Source organism: Roseateles sp. P5_E4 (assembly GCF_054049255.1).
Genome location: NZ_JBFUMS010000013.1, coordinates 109642 through 127586, shown reverse-complemented (window position 1 = coordinate 127586; position 17945 = coordinate 109642). Strand labels below are relative to the sequence as shown.

At 70.4% G+C, this 17945-nt stretch carries 18 protein-coding genes; 14 read left to right on the top strand and 4 right to left on the bottom strand.

Going from position 1 to position 17945, the window contains the following annotated elements:
• Window positions 1-15: 15 nt before the first annotated feature.
• Together ACXJLH_RS23325 and ACXJLH_RS23320 are read left to right on the top strand one after the other, a co-directional pair.
• Complete coding sequence (locus ACXJLH_RS23325; protein ID WP_457446565.1) at window positions 16-978, top strand: alpha-ketoacid dehydrogenase subunit beta; 963 nt, start codon at window positions 16-18, stop codon at window positions 976-978.
• A gap of 13 nt (window positions 979-991) precedes the next feature.
• Complete coding sequence (locus ACXJLH_RS23320; protein ID WP_457446564.1) at window positions 992-1774, top strand: PEP-CTERM sorting domain-containing protein; 783 nt, start codon at window positions 992-994, stop codon at window positions 1772-1774.
• Window positions 1775-1802: 28 nt separating this feature from the next.
• On the opposite strand, the gene ACXJLH_RS23315 is transcribed toward ACXJLH_RS23320, so the two are convergent.
• Genes ACXJLH_RS23315 through ACXJLH_RS23300 form a run of 4 tightly spaced genes read right to left on the bottom strand, consistent with a single transcriptional unit; the run spans window position 1803 to window position 5371 of the window.
• A complete protein-coding gene (locus tag ACXJLH_RS23315; RefSeq protein WP_457391164.1) occupies window positions 1803-2381 on the bottom strand; it encodes an ABC-type transport auxiliary lipoprotein family protein in 579 nt (192 codons plus the stop codon).
• Window positions 2378-3334: an MlaD family protein gene (locus ACXJLH_RS23310; RefSeq protein ID WP_457446562.1), complete on the bottom strand. Its 957-nt coding sequence runs from the start codon at window positions 3332-3334 to the stop codon at window positions 2378-2380. Before ACXJLH_RS23310 ends, ACXJLH_RS23315 begins: the two co-directional genes overlap by 4 nt.
• A gap of 8 nt (window positions 3335-3342) precedes the next feature.
• Window positions 3343-4191 (bottom strand): ABC transporter ATP-binding protein, encoded by an 849-nt coding sequence (locus ACXJLH_RS23305; RefSeq protein WP_457446560.1) that lies wholly within the window; start codon window positions 4189-4191, stop codon window positions 3343-3345.
• A gap of 1 nt (window position 4192) precedes the next feature.
• Window positions 4193-5371 carry an MlaE family ABC transporter permease gene (locus ACXJLH_RS23300; protein WP_457446559.1) on the bottom strand — a complete coding sequence of 393 codons (1179 nt, stop codon included), beginning with the start codon at window positions 5369-5371 and terminating at the stop codon, window positions 4193-4195.
• Window positions 5372-5463: 92 nt separating this feature from the next.
• Between ACXJLH_RS23300 and ACXJLH_RS23295 the strand changes: the two genes are divergently transcribed.
• From ACXJLH_RS23295 to ACXJLH_RS23240, 12 genes are all read left to right on the top strand, one after another.
• On the top strand, window positions 5464-7674 hold the full coding sequence (locus tag ACXJLH_RS23295) for a hypothetical protein (RefSeq protein ID WP_457391161.1): 2211 nt from the start codon (window positions 5464-5466) through the stop codon (window positions 7672-7674).
• A gap of 88 nt (window positions 7675-7762) precedes the next feature.
• On the top strand, window positions 7763-8398 hold the full coding sequence (locus tag ACXJLH_RS23290) for an RNA polymerase sigma factor (protein ID WP_457446557.1): 636 nt from the start codon (window positions 7763-7765) through the stop codon (window positions 8396-8398).
• A complete protein-coding gene (locus ACXJLH_RS23285; RefSeq protein ID WP_457446555.1) occupies window positions 8398-9009 on the top strand; it encodes a zf-HC2 domain-containing protein in 612 nt (203 codons plus the stop codon). Before ACXJLH_RS23290 ends, ACXJLH_RS23285 begins: the two co-directional genes overlap by 1 nt.
• Window positions 9006-10211, top strand: a complete 1206-nt coding sequence (locus ACXJLH_RS23280; RefSeq protein WP_457446553.1) for a S8 family peptidase — start codon at window positions 9006-9008, stop codon at window positions 10209-10211. Before ACXJLH_RS23285 ends, ACXJLH_RS23280 begins: the two co-directional genes overlap by 4 nt.
• Window positions 10211-10921 carry a TorF family putative porin gene (locus ACXJLH_RS23275; protein WP_457446551.1) on the top strand — a complete coding sequence of 237 codons (711 nt, stop codon included), beginning with the start codon at window positions 10211-10213 and terminating at the stop codon, window positions 10919-10921. Before ACXJLH_RS23280 ends, ACXJLH_RS23275 begins: the two co-directional genes overlap by 1 nt.
• A 73-nt stretch (window positions 10922-10994) precedes the next feature.
• Window positions 10995-11444: a hypothetical protein gene (locus ACXJLH_RS23270; RefSeq protein ID WP_056197307.1), complete on the top strand. Its 450-nt coding sequence runs from the start codon at window positions 10995-10997 to the stop codon at window positions 11442-11444.
• Window positions 11441-12523, top strand: coding sequence for a hypothetical protein (locus tag ACXJLH_RS23265; RefSeq protein ID WP_056197306.1), 1083 nt, complete (start codon window positions 11441-11443; stop codon window positions 12521-12523). Before ACXJLH_RS23270 ends, ACXJLH_RS23265 begins: the two co-directional genes overlap by 4 nt.
• Window positions 12510-13514, top strand: coding sequence for a radical SAM protein (locus tag ACXJLH_RS23260; protein WP_457446549.1), 1005 nt, complete (start codon window positions 12510-12512; stop codon window positions 13512-13514). The genes ACXJLH_RS23265 and ACXJLH_RS23260 overlap by 14 nt, the downstream gene beginning before the upstream one ends.
• The gene (locus ACXJLH_RS23255) at window positions 13511-14176 is read left to right on the top strand and encodes a class I SAM-dependent methyltransferase (RefSeq protein WP_457446547.1); all 666 of its coding nucleotides are present in this window, start codon (window positions 13511-13513) and stop codon (window positions 14174-14176) included. Before ACXJLH_RS23260 ends, ACXJLH_RS23255 begins: the two co-directional genes overlap by 4 nt.
• Entirely contained in the window at window positions 14173-15303 is a 1131-nt protein-coding gene (locus ACXJLH_RS23250) for an amidohydrolase family protein (RefSeq protein ID WP_457446545.1), read from the top strand. Before ACXJLH_RS23255 ends, ACXJLH_RS23250 begins: the two co-directional genes overlap by 4 nt.
• Window positions 15300-16778: a B12-binding domain-containing radical SAM protein gene (locus tag ACXJLH_RS23245; RefSeq protein WP_457446544.1), complete on the top strand. Its 1479-nt coding sequence runs from the start codon at window positions 15300-15302 to the stop codon at window positions 16776-16778. The genes ACXJLH_RS23250 and ACXJLH_RS23245 overlap by 4 nt, the downstream gene beginning before the upstream one ends.
• A gap of 16 nt (window positions 16779-16794) precedes the next feature.
• Window positions 16795-17919 (top strand): glycosyltransferase family 4 protein, encoded by a 1125-nt coding sequence (locus ACXJLH_RS23240; RefSeq protein ID WP_457446542.1) that lies wholly within the window; start codon window positions 16795-16797, stop codon window positions 17917-17919.
• The last annotated feature ends 26 nt before the right edge of the window (window positions 17920-17945 follow it).

Below are 17945 nucleotides of genomic sequence, written 5' to 3'. Positions count from 1 at the left end.
CGAGAGATGCAAACAATGACTTCCCAGCAAGCGCTGATGGCAGCGCTGCGCCGCGCGATGGCGGCCGACGAGCGCGTCATCTTCATCGGCGAGGGCGTGGCCACCAAGAACCCCGAGCTGCTGGCCACCTTCGGTGCCGAGCGCGTGCGCAACACGCCGCTGGCCGAGGCCAGCATCGTCGGCTGTGCCGTGGGCGCCGCGGCCATGGGCCTGCGCCCCGTCGTGGACCTGCTGTTCTCGCCCTTCCTGATGCTCGCCATGGACGCGTTGGTCAACAGCGCCGGCAAGCTCGGGGCGCTGAGCGGGGGGCAGTTCGAGTTCCCGATGGTGGTGCTGGCCCAGACCGGTGCCGGTTGGTCCATCGGCGGCCAGCACAACCACAACTTAGAGGCGCTGTTCGCCCACGTGCCCGGCCTGCAGGTGTTGATGCCCAGCACGCCGGGCGACAGCGCCGGGCTGCTGACCGGTGCCTTGCGTCAGCCCCTGCCCAGCCTGCTGTTCAGCGACATCGGCCTGGCCCATGCGCCGGGCGACGTGAATGGCGACGAACTGCTGCTGCCCGGGCGCGCCGCGGTGCGCCGGCGCGGCGACGCGCTGACGCTGATGGGCTACGGCAAGACCGTCGGCCATTGCCTCACCGCTGCGCAGGCCTTGCAGGCGGAGGGTGTGGAGGCCGAAGTCATCGACCTGCGCAGCCTCAAGCCGCTGGACACGGCCAGCGTGCTGGCCTCGGTGCGCAAGACCGGCCGCCTGCTGTGCGTGACCGAGGCCAGCGGCCTGTGCGGCCTGGCGGCCGAGCTGTGCGCCGTCGTCGCCGAAGAGGCCTTTGCCGAACTGAAGGTCGCGCCCCGGCGCCTGACCGGTCCCGACGCCCCGGCGCTGGCCAGCTGGCCGCTGGAGCAGGCCGCCGTGCCCCGGCCCGAACACATCATCGCCCGCGCGCGGGCACTGATGAACACCCAACCCCTGAATGTCTGAACTTGAGACCACCATGAACAAGACCTCGATGACTCTCGCGCTGGCCCTGGCCAGCGCCACCCTGCTGACCTTCACCGCGCAAGCCGCGACACCCAACTACGGCAGCTACGCCGGCACGACGGGCGGCACCCGCAGCGGTGGCGAGGGCAGCTTCTCTGCCATGGCCAACACGCCGTCGTATTACAAGTACGCCTATGCCTGGGGCATGGCGGCCTTGAGCGACGGCACGCTGCACGCGGCCTCCAGCGCCACACCATGCCCGGGCTGCCACGCCCAGACGGGCGCCGAATCGTTGGCCCGTTTCTGGGACACGGTGGCCTTCCACAACGGCCAGAACCTCGGCCTGGCCAACCTCAGCGTCAGCATCGACGGCACGCTGACACCCGGTGGCAATGCGCAGGCCTGGGCGCGCTTCTATGTCGGCGACCCCAAGGCCGACTTCTTCGATCACCTGAACGACTACGCCCCGGCCATGCAGCTGAAATCCGGCACGACGGTCCTGGGCGATGAGCTGGCCATCCCCCTGGGCAACAGCAAGGTTTTCATCTATGCCGAGCTCCACACCTCGGCCGTGGCGCTGCCCTATGCCGGCAGCCCCAACACCAGCGCCGACTTCGGCAACACCCTGCACTTCAACTGGACCCTGCCCGACGGCGTCACCACGAGCTCGGCCTCGGGCCAGTTCATGACGGCGGCGGCCGTGCCCGAGCCGTCGAGCTGGATGATGGCCGGCGCCGGCCTGCTGGTGCTGGTCCGCTTGCAGCGCCGCCGCGCTGGCCCATCGACCGCCCGGTAAGGCCTGGGACTCGCAGCCCGTGCCGGATTCAGCGGCAGGCGGATGCCGCCAGCCAGTCGGCCAGCTGGGGCAGCATTTCGTCCACCGCCTGGGCCATGGCGCGCACGGCGCCGGGTGCGTCGGGTGTGGCGGCGGCGCGTTCGATGCGCCAGTGGCGTTGCACTGGCGGGCTGGTGGCGCCGGCGGGCCACAGCGTCGCATGCAGGCGCAGCACGACCTGGCTGCTGGCCGGGCTGGCGAACACCTGCTCGAACTCGTCCAGGTTGATGGCCAGCAGCGCCGCCGGCCGGCCAGCGCAGGCGGGTGGCGTGACGAGTTGTTCGCGCAGCCGCTGCGTCAGCAGGGCCGCGGGCGGTGCGGCCCAGAAACTGTCGCGGTAGTGCTCCAGGCGCTGGGCCTGCTGGAAGCTGAGGCGATAGGCAATGCCGTCGCCCGACAGCCAGGGCGGCGCCGTCACATCGGCCACGCGCCAGGCCAGCGCACCACTACTGGCGGCCGCCGCAGGCGCGGGGCCGAGGTCGTAGACGGCCCGCGGTGGCGCCGTCGGTGCGAGGGAGCAGGCACTCAAGGCCAGCGCGACGGCCAGCAGGATCGATGCTGTTTTCATTTCTTCAGCCGTTCGGCAAAACCCGTCTCGCCGGGCCCGGGCGGCCGCGCGCTGCGGCCGAACAGCAGGCTCTGCGGCTGGTCGCCGAGGTCGTTGGCGGCGCGCTCGATGCTGCGGCTGGCGGCCGACACGTCGGCCAGCACGGGGCGGGTGCGCGGCGGCGTGTCGCCCACCAGCGCGAGTTCGAGGCTGCGGCTGGTGGCCTGCACCTGGGCGGCGGCCGCCTCCAGCTGGTCCAGCGCCTTGGCGCGGGCCTTCAGATCCTGGGCGAGCAACTGGCCATCGGCGGCGAGCGCCTCGATGCGGGTCAGCGCGGCCTGGGCGCGCTTGGCGGTGGCATCAGAGTCTTTCAGCAGCGCCGGCAGTTCGCGGGCGCTGGGTTGCAGGGCAGCCATCAGCTTGCTGGTGTCGCCGGCGGCCTGTTGCAGCTCGGCGAGCGTCTTGCCGAGCTGGATGCGGTTGTCGTCGCTGAGCAGGGCGTTGAGCCGGGTGGCCGTCTCGGCAAAGCCGGTCACCAGGCCCGGGCCGCTCTCGGCCAGGCGATCCAGCAGCGTCGGCCGTAGCGCGAGGCGGGTGCCGGGTGCGGCGCGCTGCAGGGTTCCCTTGGTATCGGCCTCCTCCAGGCCGACAAAGGACAGGCCGGTCACGCCCTGCAGGCCGAGCTGGGCATAGGTTTGGGTCGACACGGGCGCGGCCGCATCGACGGCAATGCCGACGAGGATCTGGCGCGGGTCGGCCGAGTCGAAGCCAATGGTCTCGACGTAGCCCACCTCGACACCGCGCAGCTTGACCGGTGCCTTCAGATTCAGGCCGGGAACGCCGCTGCGGGCGACGACGGTGTAGCGCACGCGCTCGGTGCGGTCGCCCTGGAACCAGGCGACGCTGGCTGCCAGCATGAGGCCGAGCAGCAGCAGAAAGAGGCCGGCGGCCAGGGCGTGGGCTTTGTTTTCCATGCGGCTTTTCAGGCGGTTTGTTCTTCGCGAAGGACGGCGGGAATGCCACCCTCATCGCTCGTGTCGTCCAGGCTGAGGCGGAAGCGCCGCACATCCTCCTCGGCGCAGCGCTCGACATGGCCGAGGAAGAAGTTGCGCACGAAGGAATGGGGCAGGCGCGCCACTTCGGACAGCGGGCCGCTGGCGATGATGTGCTGGTCGGCCAGCACGGCGACGCGGTCGACGACGGCGAACAGGGTGTCGACATCGTGCGTGACCATGACGACGGTCAGGCCCAGCTCCTGGCGCAGCCGGCGCAGCAGCTTGACGAACTGCTTGGCGCTGTCGGGGTCCAGGCCGGCGGTGGGTTCGTCCAGGAACAGCAACTGCGGGTCAAGGATCAGCGCCCGCGCCAGCGACACGCGCTTGACCATGCCGCCCGACAGCTCGGCCGGGCGCTTCAACGCGTCCTCGGGCTTGAGGCCGACCTGGGCCAGTTTCAGCATGACCAGCGGCTTGACGAGGTCGGCCGGCACGCTCTTGAGCTCGCGCAGCGGCAGGGCGACGTTGTCATACACGCTCAGCGCCGAGAACAGCGCGCCGGCCTGGAACAGCACGCCCCAGCGGTAGCGCACGCACTCCAGGTCGCGCACCGCGCAGCGGCCCAGCGGGTGGCCGAAGATCTTCACCGTGCCGGCCTGGGGCACTTCCAGGCCGAGCAGCAGGCGCAGCAGCGTCGTCTTGCCCGAGCCCGAGCCGCCGATCAGCGCCACCACCTCGCCGCGGTGCACGGTCAGGTTGAGGTTGCGATGGATGACATGGCCGCCATAGGCCGTGGTCACGTTCTCGACTTCGATGATGGGTTCCGGATCGTTCATTTCAGACCCCGAGGTTGGAGAAGAGAACCGCGAACACCGCGTCAACGACGATGACCAGCGTGATGGCCGTGACCACCGACTGCGTGACGCTCTGGCCCAGGCTCTCGGTATTGGGCTTCACGCGCAGCCCGAAATGGCAGGCCAGCAGCGCGATGAGCCCACCGAACAGGATGGACTTGATCCAGCCCAGCCACAGGTTGACGGGCTCGACGACGCTGGGCAGGATGTGCACGAACTGCATCGGGTCGAGCTTGAGCTGGGCGCTGGCCGCCGTCATGCCACCCAGTAGCATCAGCCCGCTTGTCCACAGAGCCACCAGCGGTAGCGAGATGGCCAGCGCGATGACCTTGGGCGCCACCAGGCGCACGGTGTGCGAGATGCCCATGACCGACAGCGCGTCCAGCTCCTGCGTGACTCGCATGACGCCGATCTGCGCCGTCATCGCCGAGCCCGAGCGGCCGGCCACGATGATGGCCGCCAGCAGCGGCCCCAGTTCGCGCAGTACCGCCACGCCGAGGATGTTGATGACGAAGATGTCGGCGCCATAGGCCTTCAGCTGGCGCGAGATCAGGTAGGACAGCGTCAGCCCGACGAGAAAGCCCACCAGGGCGGTGATCGGCAGCGCCTGGACACCGGTGCGGTAGACATTGGCCGAGATCTCGCGCCAGCCGATCAGCGAGGGGTGGCGCAGCATCTGCACGAAGTCCAGCAGCAGGCGGCCGATGAGGGCGACGATGTCGACGCCATGGCGGGCGAAGGCCAGGGTCTTCAAGCTGGCCAGTTCCAGCCCGGGGCCGAGGCTGCGCTTGCGCTTCGGGAAGGCGCCGGGCTGCATGAACTGCGAGAACAGCGTCACATGCTCGGGCAGCCACAGCAGCCGCCGCGGCGGCTTGCGGCCCCAGCCCTGCCACAGCGTCAATGCGCCGGCGGTGTCCAGCCGCCCCAGGGCACGCAGGTCCCACAGCGCATCGGGGGTCTCGGTGACGGCGGCGGCCACGCGCTGGCGGAACTCCACATAGCGCTCACGCAGGGCCAGCACCGTCCAGTCACCGCTGACCCGCCATTCACGGCCGCTGCCGGTCTCGCCACCGCCGGACTGCAACTGCGGCTCGGCGTCGGATGCGCCGCCGGCCCAGGCCGAGGTCAGGGTGTCCAGGGGCAGGGCGCCGGCTTCGCTCATGGTGCAACGATAGCGCCTCCCAAGGCTTGATGAGGCGGCGGGGGCCGGGGCTTGATAGCGTCCGGCCGTTGATCCGCCCTGCGAAAGACCCTATGGACCGCTTCATCCGCCGCGCCGACCCGCGCACCCTGAGCGTGCGCGACCTGCTCGAGGCGCGCGATCAGTACCACGTCCACATCGCCAACCTGCCGACCGTCATCGGCACGGCCATGGGCCGCTATCGCATCCGGCTGGACGACCCCAACTACGCCGACGAGCATGCCGAACAGACCGGCAAGGAACTCGGCCCCCGCACCTTGGACAACAGCAATTTCCGGCCCTGGTCCTGGCCCTGCGTGCTGGTCTTCGTCACCGAATGGCTGGACCGCAAGACGCTGTCCCGCCACCCCGAGCTGGCGGTGCCGCCGGTGCTCTACCTGCCCGACGGCCGCCAGGTGCGCACCTGCCCCGTGCTCGTGCAGCGCCGCGTGGCCAACCTGCCGCCGGCCGACACGGCTCTCTATGCGGCGGACAAGTTCGGCCCCAATTTCCAGGTCCATGTGGCCGACCAGGGCGCGACGCGCATGGGCGTCGCCTCGGCCATCGTCGAGGACGGCGCCTGCGCCTTCGCCCTCGTCAGCCGCCACGTGACCTCGGGCACCGAGCCCGGCGCGCCAGTCTTTGCGCTGCCGCGTGGCAAGAAGGTCGGCATTGGGCACATCACGTCGCGCAGCGTCGACGCGCTGCCGCTGGCCGACATCTACCCCGGCTTTGCCGGCCGCGATACCCGGCTGACGCTGGACGCCGCCCTCGTCAAACTCGACAGCATCGGCTCGACCAATTCCCAGTACCTGGGCGTCGGCGGTTTCGGCCCCGTCATCGATCTGAGCTCCGACAAGATGAGCCTCAACCTGATCGGCTGCCCGCTGTTCACGGAGCTGCCGGGTGGCATCCGCACCGAGGGCTGCGTGCATGGGTTGTTCTACCGCCATGCCAGCGTGGGCGGCGTGGATGCGCTGGCGGAATTCCTCATCGGCCCGCGGCGGCCGGGCCAGACCGTGCAGACGCGCCCGGGCGACTCCGGTGCCGTGTGGTTCTGGGACGAGGTGGCCGACCGCACCGCCAAGGACCAGGGCGCCCCTGCGCCGGTGAACTTCCGGCCGCTGGCCGTGCAATGGGGCGGCCATGGCTTCGGCGCCCTGCATTCGAACCGCGCCACCGAATTCGCGCTGGCCACCGGCTTCAGCTCGCTGTGCAAGGCGCTGAATGTCGAGCTCGTCGAGGACTGGCGCAGCGGCCAGAGCCGCTACTGGGGCAAGGTCGGCCACTACAACATCGGCTATGCCGCCTGCTTCGCGCTGCAGACGGCCAAGGCCAAGGCCGTCTTCAAGGCCAATGCGACGGCCATCGGTGTCAGCGACGAGGACATCACCGCCGGCAAGCTGCCCGGCGCCACGCAGACATCGAAATTCATCGCCCTGGCCGATGTGCCCGACCTGGTCTGGCGCAGCACCCGAGGCAAGGACAAGGCCAACCACTTCGCTGACATGGACGAGCCCGGCCGCGGGCCCGCCTTCCAGGGCAGGACGCTGATCCAGCTCTGGCAGCAGGACCCGGCGTCGCGCGACCCGCAGGTGTGGGACCAGTTCTACAGCAGCATCGACCCCGCCCGCAAACCCGCGCACCGTGGCGCGCTGCCGTTTCGCGTTGCCGAGCTCTACAAGGTCATGGTGCAGGCCGCTGCCGCCAAGCAGCTCGACGCCTACGTCTGTGCCGCCGGCGTGCTGGCCCACTACATTGGCGACGCCTGCCAGCCCCTGCATGTCTCGCAGCTGCACCATGGCCAGCCGGACGACGCCGACGACGACAAGGTGCATGCCGTCTACGAGGACGACATGCTGAACCAGGCCGCCGACGAGGTGGTGGTCGGCGTCAAGCAGCGCGTGGGTGCGGCGGTGAAGCGCCCGTTGTTCACAGGCCCCATGGCGGCGGCGGACGCCGTCGTGCAGCTGATGCGCCGCACCATCGAGGAGTTGCCGCCCGAGGAGGTGCTCGAGGTCTACCGCCGGGTGCATGGCCGTGGCCAGTCGGCGGCGATGTGGGCCGCACTGGGTGAGCGCACCATGAACCGCATGGCCGACGGCGCCGTCACGCTGGCGACGGTCTGGCAGTCGGCCTGGAAGGAAGGCAAGGGCGAGCAGAACTTCACCGCGGCCACCTGCAAGCTGCCCGTACCCACCGCACGCCTGAAGAAGCTCTATGACACCAAGGGCTTTGCCGAATCGCACTGGCTGCATGAGATGACGTTGGCCGGCCTGGCCTAGCCCCCTGAGCCGGGGGCTCGCTACCATCGCTTTGAACCTCCTGGCACCGAGCCGGGACTCATACGCAATGGAACCCCGTGTGGCGAGCATGTTGAAGTGGCCCAGCATCAGAAAAAAGCGCGATGACGCCCCGTCGGCCCCGGCTGCTTCTGCCCGCGGGCCGGCGGCCGAGGTGCTGGAACTGGCCTTGCTGGAGGGCATCAAGCGCGGGCAGCGGGCGGAATTCGACGCCCTTTATCGGGTTTACCACCCCCGGCTGTGGCGCTTTCTGTCGCATCTGATGCGCCAGCCGGAAGCCATCGAGGAGGTGCTGAACGACACCCTGATGGTCGTCTGGCAGCGCGCCGACAGCTTCGACGGGCGCAGCAAGCTGTCGACCTGGATCTTCGGCATCGGCTACCGCAAGGCGCTGAAGGCCCTGAGCCGCCAGGACCTGCCGGTGGACGGCGACAGCGTGGAGGAGCCCTCCGACCCTGGGCCCGGGCCCGAGCAGCGCCTGGGGCTGGAACAGCTGCGCGGCCGGTTGCGCGCAGCGATGGCCGAGCTGTCGCCGGAGCACCGCGCCGTCGTGGAGCTGTGCTATTTCCATGACATGGCCTATGCCGAGATCGCCGATGTCGTCGGCTGCCCGCCCGAGACCGTCAAGACACGGATGTTTTATGCCCGGCGCCGGCTGCGCCTCCTGCTCGACGATCTCGCCGGGCTGGAGCAAGGAGAACTGTGATGAGTGTGGTGATTCCGATGGAACATGACGAGCATGCCGCCGTGCAGGCGCTGCTGCCCTGGTATGCGCGCGGCCAGCTGGGCGAGGATGAGACCGGCCAGGTGCAACGCCATGTGCTGCATTGCACCGCCTGCCGCAACGAGCTGGCAGCCGAGCAGCCCATGCAAACGCTGCTGAACGTGGCCGGTACGCCGCTGCAGGGCGGTGACGTCGAGGCGGGGCTGGCGAAGATGCATGCGCTGATGCAGCTTGCCAAGCCAAAACCTGCCCGTGCGGCGCGTTGGATGCCCTGGGCCCTGGGCCTGCAAGGTGCGGCAGTCGCGTTGTTGCTGGCCCTGGTGCTGGCGCCGCGCCCCGACGGGCCGGCCTACCAGGGCCTGTCCGCCAGCGGCAGCGTGCCGGTCGTGGCGGATGCCTTGGTGATGTTCAAGCCCGGCACCACCGAGAAGGCGGTGCGGGAACTGCTGCAGGCCCAGGGCGCCGGTGTCGTCGCCGGGCCCACCGAGACCGGCGCCTGGCTGCTGCGTGTCGACGCCCGGGGCCTCGCCGCCCTGCGCACGGCTCCCATCGTCGCCCTGGCCGAGCCGCTGCAACCGGGGCCGGCTCAATGAGACTCTGGCTGCGCTTGCTGGTGCTGCTGGCCTGCTGCCTGACCGGCGGTGGCGCCCATGCCCAGGCCGAGGACGCCCAGCGCCAGGTCCTCGTCATGCTGCAGCTGCCCAAGGCTCATTACCGGCCCGACGGCAGCTATGCGGGCACCTATGGCGAGGGCGTGGGCCGGCAGTCGCGCCAGCAGGTCGCCCAGTCGCTGGCCCAGGCCCACAAGCTGGAGATACGCAGCGAATGGGCCATGCCGCTGGCCGGCGTGGACTGCTTCGTCATGCGCCTGCCCGAGGGGGACACGCGCAGTTCGGCGAAGGTCGCCGAGGCTGTGGCCGAGGACAGGCGTGTCGCCTGGGCCCAGCCGGTCAGCCTGTACCGCGCCCAGGGCAGCCAGCAGGAGCCGCTCTACCAGGCCCAGCCGGCTGCACGCCAGTGGCATCTGGCCGAGTTGCACCAGTTGGCCACCGGCCGCGGCGTGCGCGTGGCCATCGTCGACAGCGGCGTGGAGGCCGGCCACCCCGACCTCGCCGGCCAGGTCGCCCTCAACGAGAACTTCGTCGACGACAAGGCGCCGCCGGCTGAAGGCCACGGCACGGCGGTGGCCGGCATCATCGCGGCGCGGGCCGACAACGGCCTGGGCATCGCCGGCATCGCGCCCCAGGCCCGGTTGCTGGCCCTGCGTGCCTGCTGGCAGGCGGCTGGCACTCAGACGCTGTGCACCAGCCTGGGCCTGGCCAAGGCCTTGTACGCGGCCATCCAGCAGGGTGCCCACATCATCAACATGAGCCTGGGTGGGCCGGACGACCGCCTGCTCGCGCTGCTGCTGGACCAGGCCCAGGCGCGCGGCGCCACGGTGGTCGCGGCGATGCCGAGCGAGAACGGGCCCTTTCCGGCCAACCATCCCGGCGTGCTCGTCGTCGGCCTCGCGCCGCCACTGCCCGCAGGCGCCGTGATCGCGCCGGGGCGTGACGTGCCCAGCACGGCCGTGGGCGGTGGCTGGTCGTTGGTATCGGGATCGTCCTTCGCGGCCGCGCATGCGACCGGCCTGCTCGCCCTGGTGCGCGAGCTCGACGGCACACGCGGCACCCTGGCGCTGAAGACGGCGCTAGTCAACACCGCCCAGGGCCGCATCGACAGCTGCGCGACACTGGCCCGCCACGCCGGTACTCGCGGCCCAACCTGCAAGATGCTGGGGCAAACTGCCGATTGATGCTTCCCCCCGCGTACCTGGCCCGACTGACGACGCTGGTCGCCACGCTGCTGGCCGGCGCGGGCGCAGCCTGGGCCGACGTGGGCGGCACGCTGTCGCTGCAGACGGATGCGCGGGAGCGCGGCATGTCGTACAGCGCCAACCGTCCCAGCGCCCAGCTTGGCCTGGCCTGGGACGGCGAGGCTGGCTGGTATGGCGGGGCACAGCTGGCGCATGCTCGCTTTTCCCAGCGGCGTGGCGCCGCGCTGCAGCTCTATGGCGGCCGGGTCTTCGGCCTGGCGCCGGGCCTGGACGGCGAGGCCGGCATCGTCGCGCATGCCTACGAGAACGTGTCGCGCTACGACTACCAGGAGGTCTATGCCGGGCTGCTGGGGGAGCGTTGGAACCTGCGCGCCTATGTCTCGCCCGACTACTACGGCATCGGCCAGCGCAGCGTCTATGCCGAATTCAACCTGCGCTGGCCATTGGCGCGGGGCGTGGCGGCCTTGGGGCATGTCGGCCTGCTGCACGGCCGCGGCGGCCGGGCCTCGCCCTATGCCGAGCCGCATGGCGCGACGCGTGCGGACCTGCGCCTGGGTGCGTCCTGGCAACTCGGCGCGAGCAGCGATCTGCAGCTTGCCTGGACAGCAGCCGGCCGCGGCGGCCCCTACACCTGGACGGACGCGACACGCCGGCGCGCGCTGGTGCTCGGCCTGACGACCGCGTTCTGAATCCCTAGCTTGCCTTGAACCTGCGCTGCAGGCGCTGGCACTCACGCCGCAGTGAAGCCAGGAAAGGGCAGTGATGAGGATCTCGAAACCATGGGTGGCCGCGCTGGGCGCTGCAGCCGCTTTGATCGCGGGTTGCGGCGGCGGCAGCGGTGAAGGGCTGGACGCCAACGGCCGGCCGCTCGGCGAGGGCGACGACCCCAGCGGCCCGATGACGGCCAGCTTCAGTTCCATCCAGTCGCATGTCTTCACGCCCGTCTGCACGGCCTGCCACGCCGGCGCGGCCGCGCCCCGCGGCCTGCGGCTGGACGCGACCAACAGCTTCGCGATGCTGGTGGGTGTATCCAGCGGCGGCGTGCCGGCGCTCAAGCGCGTGGCGCCGGGCGATGCGGACAACAGCTACCTGATCCACAAGCTCGAAGGCCACCAGGCCGTCGGTGCGCGCATGCCGCTTGGCGGCCCTTATCTGGATGCCCAGACCATCGGGCTCATTCGCCAATGGATCAACAACGGAGCCCAGAAATGATGGCCGCACGACTGCTTCTCGGCCTGGCCCTCGCGCTGCTGTTCTCGGCCGTAAAGGCCGAGCCCTATCTCGCCATCCGCGCCGGCCTCAAATGCGTGGCCTGCCATGTGAACCCCTCGGGCGGCGGCCTGCGCAATGCGGTGGGCAACACCTTCGCGCAGAACGTCATCCCGGCCAACGCTTTGCCCGACGCACTGCAGGGCTGGACCGGCTCGCTGCTGGATGATCGCCTGCGCCTGGGTGGCGACCTGCGCACAGCGACGACGCGCACCTCCGTCTCGGGCCAGCCCACGCGCAGCGTCGGCGGTACCGAGCAGGTGCGCCTGTACGCCGATGTGCAGCTCATCAAGGACTACCTCGGCGCCTACCTCGACCAGCAGGTCGCGCCCGGCAAGTCCGAGCGCCAGGAGGCCTATGTGCGCCTGCAGACGCCCGGCCTGGGCTGGTATGCCAAGGCCGGCCAGTTCTACCTGCCCTTTGGCTGGCGCCTGCAGGACAGCCTGGCCTTCGTTCGCCAGCTCAGCGGGGTCAGCATGACCGTGCCCGACAAGGGCCTTGAGCTGGGGCACGAGAGCGATGACTGGTCCCTGCAGCTCGTGCGCAGCAACGGCCCTGGCAACACGGGCAATTCCAACGGCCACCAGACGACGGCCCAGGCCATCTGGATGCAGCCCTGGGGCCGCGTCGGCGCAGCGGCCGCGCAGGTCAAGTCGGCGGCAGGCAACCGCCAGGCTTACGGCCTCTTTGCCGGCACGACGACCGGGCCGGTGGCCTGGCTGGCCGAGATCGACATGGTCAGCGACGCCGGCTACCCGGAGGGCAAGCGCAAGCAATACGCGACGCTGCTGGAGGCCAACTGGCTGGTGCAGCAGGGCCACAACCTCAAGCTCACCGGTGAGTACCTCGACCCTGACCGCCGTGTGGCCCACGACAACAAGGTGCGCTACAGCCTCGTCTACGAGTACACGCCCTTCGCCTTCGCGCAGCTGCGCGCGGGCTATCGCAAGTTTGGTGGCATCCCGCAGAACGCCATCGACAACCGGCGGCAGAGCTTTGTCGAGCTGCATGGCATGTTCTAGCGCCATCGTCGAGCGGCCTGTTTCGCTGGCGCCGCCCATCACACGGCTGCCGCTGGCGACGCTCTACCTGACCGAGCGCTGCAATTCGCGCTGTGTCAGCTGCGACTACTGGCGGCATGGGCGGCGTGATATCGACATCCAGACCGTGAGGGGCCTGCTGCCGGGCCTGCGCGAGCTGGGTACCGAGACCGTCCTGGTCTCCGGCGGCGAGCCGCTGCTGCACCCGCAATGGGCCGAGATCGCGGCTTTGCTGCGCGGCCAGGGCCACAAGCTCTGGCTGCTGACGGCTGGCCTCGCGTTGGCCAAGCACGCGGCCGAGGTTGCGCGATGGTTCGACCAGGTCACCGTGTCGCTGGACGGCAGCACCGCGGCGAGCTATGCGGCCATCCGCGGCCTCGACGCCTTCGAGGCCGTTTGCGCCGGCATCCGCGCTGCCGTGCACGAGGGCCTGGACGTGAGCCTGCGCGTGACCGTGCAGCGCGGCAATGCCGGTGAGCTGGGCGATCTCGTGGCGCTCGCGCGCAAGCTCGGCGCCGCCAGCATCTCCTTCCTCGCCGCCGATGTCAGCCATGCCGAGGCCTTTGGCCGCCACGGCGAGTCGGTCGACGGGGTTGCGCTGCGGGTCGAAGACCTGCCCGTGCTGACTCTTGCCCTCGACGCGCTGGAGCGCGACCACGCTGCTGACTTCGCCAGCGGCTTCATCGCCGAGACGCCGCCCAAGCTGCGCCGCATCGAGGCCCACTATCGCGCGCGCCTCGGCCTGGGCGAGCCACCGCCGGTGCGCTGCAACGCGCCCGAGCACTCGGCTGTCATCGAGGCCGACGGCGGTCTGAGGCCCTGCTTCTTCATTGCCGGCAACTCGCGGCTTGGCGATGCCGGGCTGAGCGAGGGGCTGAACACGCCCTCCATGCGCCGCTTGCGCGCTGCCATCCATGCAGGGAACAGGCCCGAATGTGCGCATTGCGTCTGTTCCAAGTGGTTCGCTTCATGAGTGCTTTTGCCAACGAAGCGGCCTACGACCTCTGGGCCGAGAGCTATCCGCCGTTGCCCCACAACCCGCTGATGCGTGCCGAGCAGGCCGCCCTGCTGGCGCTGTGCCCCGACGTCGCGGGCCGGCGTGTGCTGGACCTGGCCTGCGGCAGCGGGCGCTACGGTCTATTGCTTCAGCAGCGAGGCGCGGCCCTTGTTGTCGGCAGCGATCTGTCGGCCGGCATGCTGGCGCGCGCGCCGCTCGCCCATCGCGTGCGGGCCGACATGCTGAACCTGCCCTTCGCGGCAGCCAGCTTCGACGTCATCGTCAGTGGCCTCGCCGTCGGCCACGCGCCCAGCCTGGACGCCTGGATGGCCGAGGTGGCCCGCGTGCTCGCGCCCGGCGGGCAGCTCGTCTATTCGGACTTCCATCCGGCCGCCGCGCGCGCCGGCATGACGCGCAGTTTCACCGACGCCGCCGGCCAGCGCCACGAGCTGCTGCATGCCCTGCACGACCCCGACGCCCATCTGGCGGCGGCCTGGCGGGCCGGCCTGGTGCTGGAGGCCAGCCGCGAAGTCTGCGTCGGCCGCGAGCTGTGCGAGCCCTTCACGGGCTCCGAAGCTTTCTATGCGCGGTGGAACGGCCTGGCTGTCGTGCTGGCGATGAGGCTGGTGAAACCATGAATTTGCACTTCGTCAATGCGGCCGATGGCATGAGCCTGGGCACGGATGGCGGGCGCATCGCTGCCGGAGCCGGTGGCCGGCGTGTGGACCTCGGTGGCGCCCGCTTGCTGCCCGGCCTCATCAATGCCCACGACCACCTCCAGCTCAACGCCGCGCTGCCGCGGCTGAAGTTCAGGGACCGCTATCGCAATGCCAGCGAATGGATCGCCGACATCACGCCGCGCCTGCCCACCGACCCGCAGCTGCTGGCACATCGCGCCGCGCCGAGAGCCGAGCGGCTCTTCATCGGCGGCTTGAAGAACCTGCTCAGCGGCGTGACGTCGGTGGCCCACCACGACCCACACGATGCGGCGCTGGACGACGCGGGCTTTCCGGTCGATGTGCCTGAGCTGGGCGGCTGGTCGCATTCCCTCGCGCTGGATGGCGAGGAGGCCGTGCGCGAGTCGCGGCAGGCCGCGCGCCCGGGCCGCGCATGGATCGTCCACGCGGCGGAGGGCATCGACACGGCCGCGGCGCTGGAGTTTGACCGCCTCGAAGCCCTGGGCTGCATCGCTCCCGGAACACTGCTCGTGCATGGCCTGGGCCTGAACGCGGCTCAGCAACGCCGCCTGGTTGAAGCCCGCGCCGGCCTGATCTGGTGCCCCGGTTCCAACCTGCATCTCTTCGGCCGCACGCTGGATGCCGACTGGCTGTTTGCGTGTGGTCGATTGGCGTTGGGCAGCGATTCGCGCATCAGCGGCGGGCGTGACCTGCTGGCCGAGCTGGCCCTGGTACGTGAGCTGACGGGTTGGCGCGACGAGCGCCTGGAATCCTGGGTCACCGAGGGCGCCGCGCGCCTGCTGGGCCTGCATGACCGCGGCCGGCTTGACGTGGGGTTGCGCGCCGACCTGGTCGCGCTGCCGGCCGGCCTGCCGCTTGCCAGCGCGACGCGGGCCGACCTGCGCATGGTCGTCGTTGGCGGCCGGCCGCTGTATGCCGATGCCGATCTCGGCGAGGCCCTCGGCCTCGTGCCGGTTCGCATCGACGGCCGGCCCAAGGCGCTGGCGCCGCATCTCGTCGCCGCGCTGCAGGCAACGCCTTTGCGTGAGCCCGGGCTGGAGCTGCTGCAAGAGGAAGTGCTGGCATGAACCGCATACTGCTGATCAACCCGCGCATCACCTCCAATGCGCGCTTCCCGCTGGCCGTCATGCACCTGGCCGCGGCGCTCAAGGGCCGCTACGAAACGCGCATCCTTGACGGCAACCTCGACCGCCATCTGCCTGAGACCGCCGCGGCAGCGGTGCGCGACGGTGGCTATGCGGCCGTGGGCCTGTCGGTCATGGGCGGGCCGCAACTGCCGGCGGCGCTGGCCGTGTCGCGCGCCATCCGCGCCGTCGCGCCGGAGCTGCCCATCGTCTGGGGCGGCTATTTCCCGACGCTGTGCACGGACGCGGCGCTGAACAGCGACTGCGTCGACTACGCGCTGCGCGGCCAGGGCGAGCAGGGCTTCATGGAGCTGCTCGATGCGCTGAACAAACGCACACCGCTGGACGAAGTTGCCGGCCTGTCATGGCGCCGCGACGGCGAGATCGTGCACAACGCCGACCGCGCTTTCTCGACGGCACCGCTGCAACTCGACGTCAGCTACGCCGAGGTCGACGACCCGCAGCGCTATGTCGGCCCGACCTATCTCGGCCGCCGCACCACCGGCTACCAGGCGGCCCTGGGCTGCCGCTACCGCTGCACCTTTTGCGGCGTGGCCGCGATGTTCCGCGGCAAGACGGCGTTACCCGAGGCCGAACGCCTGGAGCGCGACCTGCGGCTATTGCAGACCCGCTTCGGCGCGGACTCGGTGCAGTTCTACGACCACAACTTCTTCGACCGCGAGGTCGACATGCAGCCGCTCCTGGAGGTGCTGGCGCGGCTGCAGATGCCGTGGTGGTGCTATGCCCGCGCCGATGCGCTGCAGGGCCTGTCCGTCGCGTCCTGGGCGCTGGTGCGGCGCAGCCGGCTGCGCATGGCTTATATCGGCGCCGAGTCGCCCAACGACAGCATGCTGCGCGACATGCGCAAGGGCACAAGGGTCGACCAGACCCTGGCCGTCGTCGAAACCTGCCGCGCCAATGGCGTGGTGCCCGAGCTGTCCTTCATGCTGGCGCCGCCGCATGACCCCGAGGGCGAGACGGAGAAGACCTTCGCCTTCATCCGCCAGGTCAAGCGCCTGCACCCGGCCGCCGAGATCATGCTGCACATCCACACGCCGTTGCCACCGCGGCGCATGGGAGAAGGCCGCTGGACACCGCGCGACCCGGCGCTGCCCAAGGGTTTCGTCTTTCCCGACAGCGCTGACGCCTGGGCGCAGAAGGAGTGGGTGGACTACTGGTGCCACAAGGACGCGCCCTGGCTCAGCGCCGCGCTGCGTGAGCGCATCCGTGACTTCCGCACCGTGCTGGGCTGCCGCTTTCCGACGCTGACCGACATCCGCGCGCCCGGCTGGCAGAAGGCGGCGCTGCGTGCCGCTTCGGCCTGGCGCTACCGGACGGCGCGCTACGACAGCCCGCGGGAACTGCGCTGGCTGGAGCGCGCCGTGAAGCTGTGGGATCCGCAGCTGCACGCCCTCTGAGCACCAAGGCCAGGCCATGGTCCGAGTTGTCCAGATCAACCCTTTCCTCGACACGCTTGGCAGGCCGCCGGAGCAGCTGTTGCAGGACTGGTCGACCCTGGTGCATTGCGGGCGGTCGGCCGCCGAGGCCGGCGCACGGGTCAGCGTCGTGCAATGCAGCACCCGGTGCGATCATCTAGCGCAGGACGGCGTGGACTATCACTTCCTGCCGCTGGACGCAGGCGATGGGCGCCGCCCGTCCGTACCTCTGGCGGAGTTGCTGGCGCGCCTGCGCCCCGATGTGCTGCATCTGCAGGGCCTGGACTTTGCACGCGAGATCCACTGGCTTGCCGCGCTGGCCCCCACGGTGCCGCTGCTGTTGCAGGACCATGCTGCCCGCCCACCCGGCAGGCCCTGGACGTGGTGGCGCTGGCGGCGTGCGCTCGCGCGGGCACGTGGCCTGATGTTCTGCGCCCGTGAACAGGCCCAGCCCTTCGTGCGGCGCGGCCTCGTCGCGGCCCGCACCCGGATCTACGAGGTGCCCGAGTCCAGCAGCGACTTCCGCCCACGCGATCGCGACGACGCGCGGCGCATCACCGGCCTGGCGGGCGCGCCTGGCCTGCTCTGGGTTGGGCACTTGAACGCGAACAAGGACCCGCTGGCGGTGCTCGACGGCATTGCCCTGGCGGTGCCGCGCCTGCCGGGCCTGCAGTTGTGGATGTGCTTTGGCAAGGCGCCGCTCTACGACGCCGTCCGCGAGCGGCTCAGGGACCCGCTGCTGGCCGGCCGCGTGTACCTGCTGGGCACCCAGCCGCACGCCGCCATCGAGCAGCTGATGTCGGCGGCCGACTTTCTCGTCCAGGGCAGCCACCGCGAGGGCTCGGGCTACAGCGTCATCGAGGCGCTGGCCTGCGGGCTGAGCCCCATCGTCACTGACATTCCCTCGTTCCGCGGCCTGCTCGGCACACTGCCGGGCGAGCAGGCGGCACGGCTGTGGCCAGTGGGCGATGCGGCACGGCTGGCCGACGCTCTGGTTGAGCTCGCCAACGAGCCGTGGTCGCAGCGGCGCCAGCGCGTGCGCGCGCGCTTCGATGCCCATTGCTCGCTCGCTGCGCTTGGCCGCAGCCTCGTGTCTGCCTACTCGGATGCGCTCACGGCATGAGCGCCGCGCCGGGCCGTCCCAAGCAA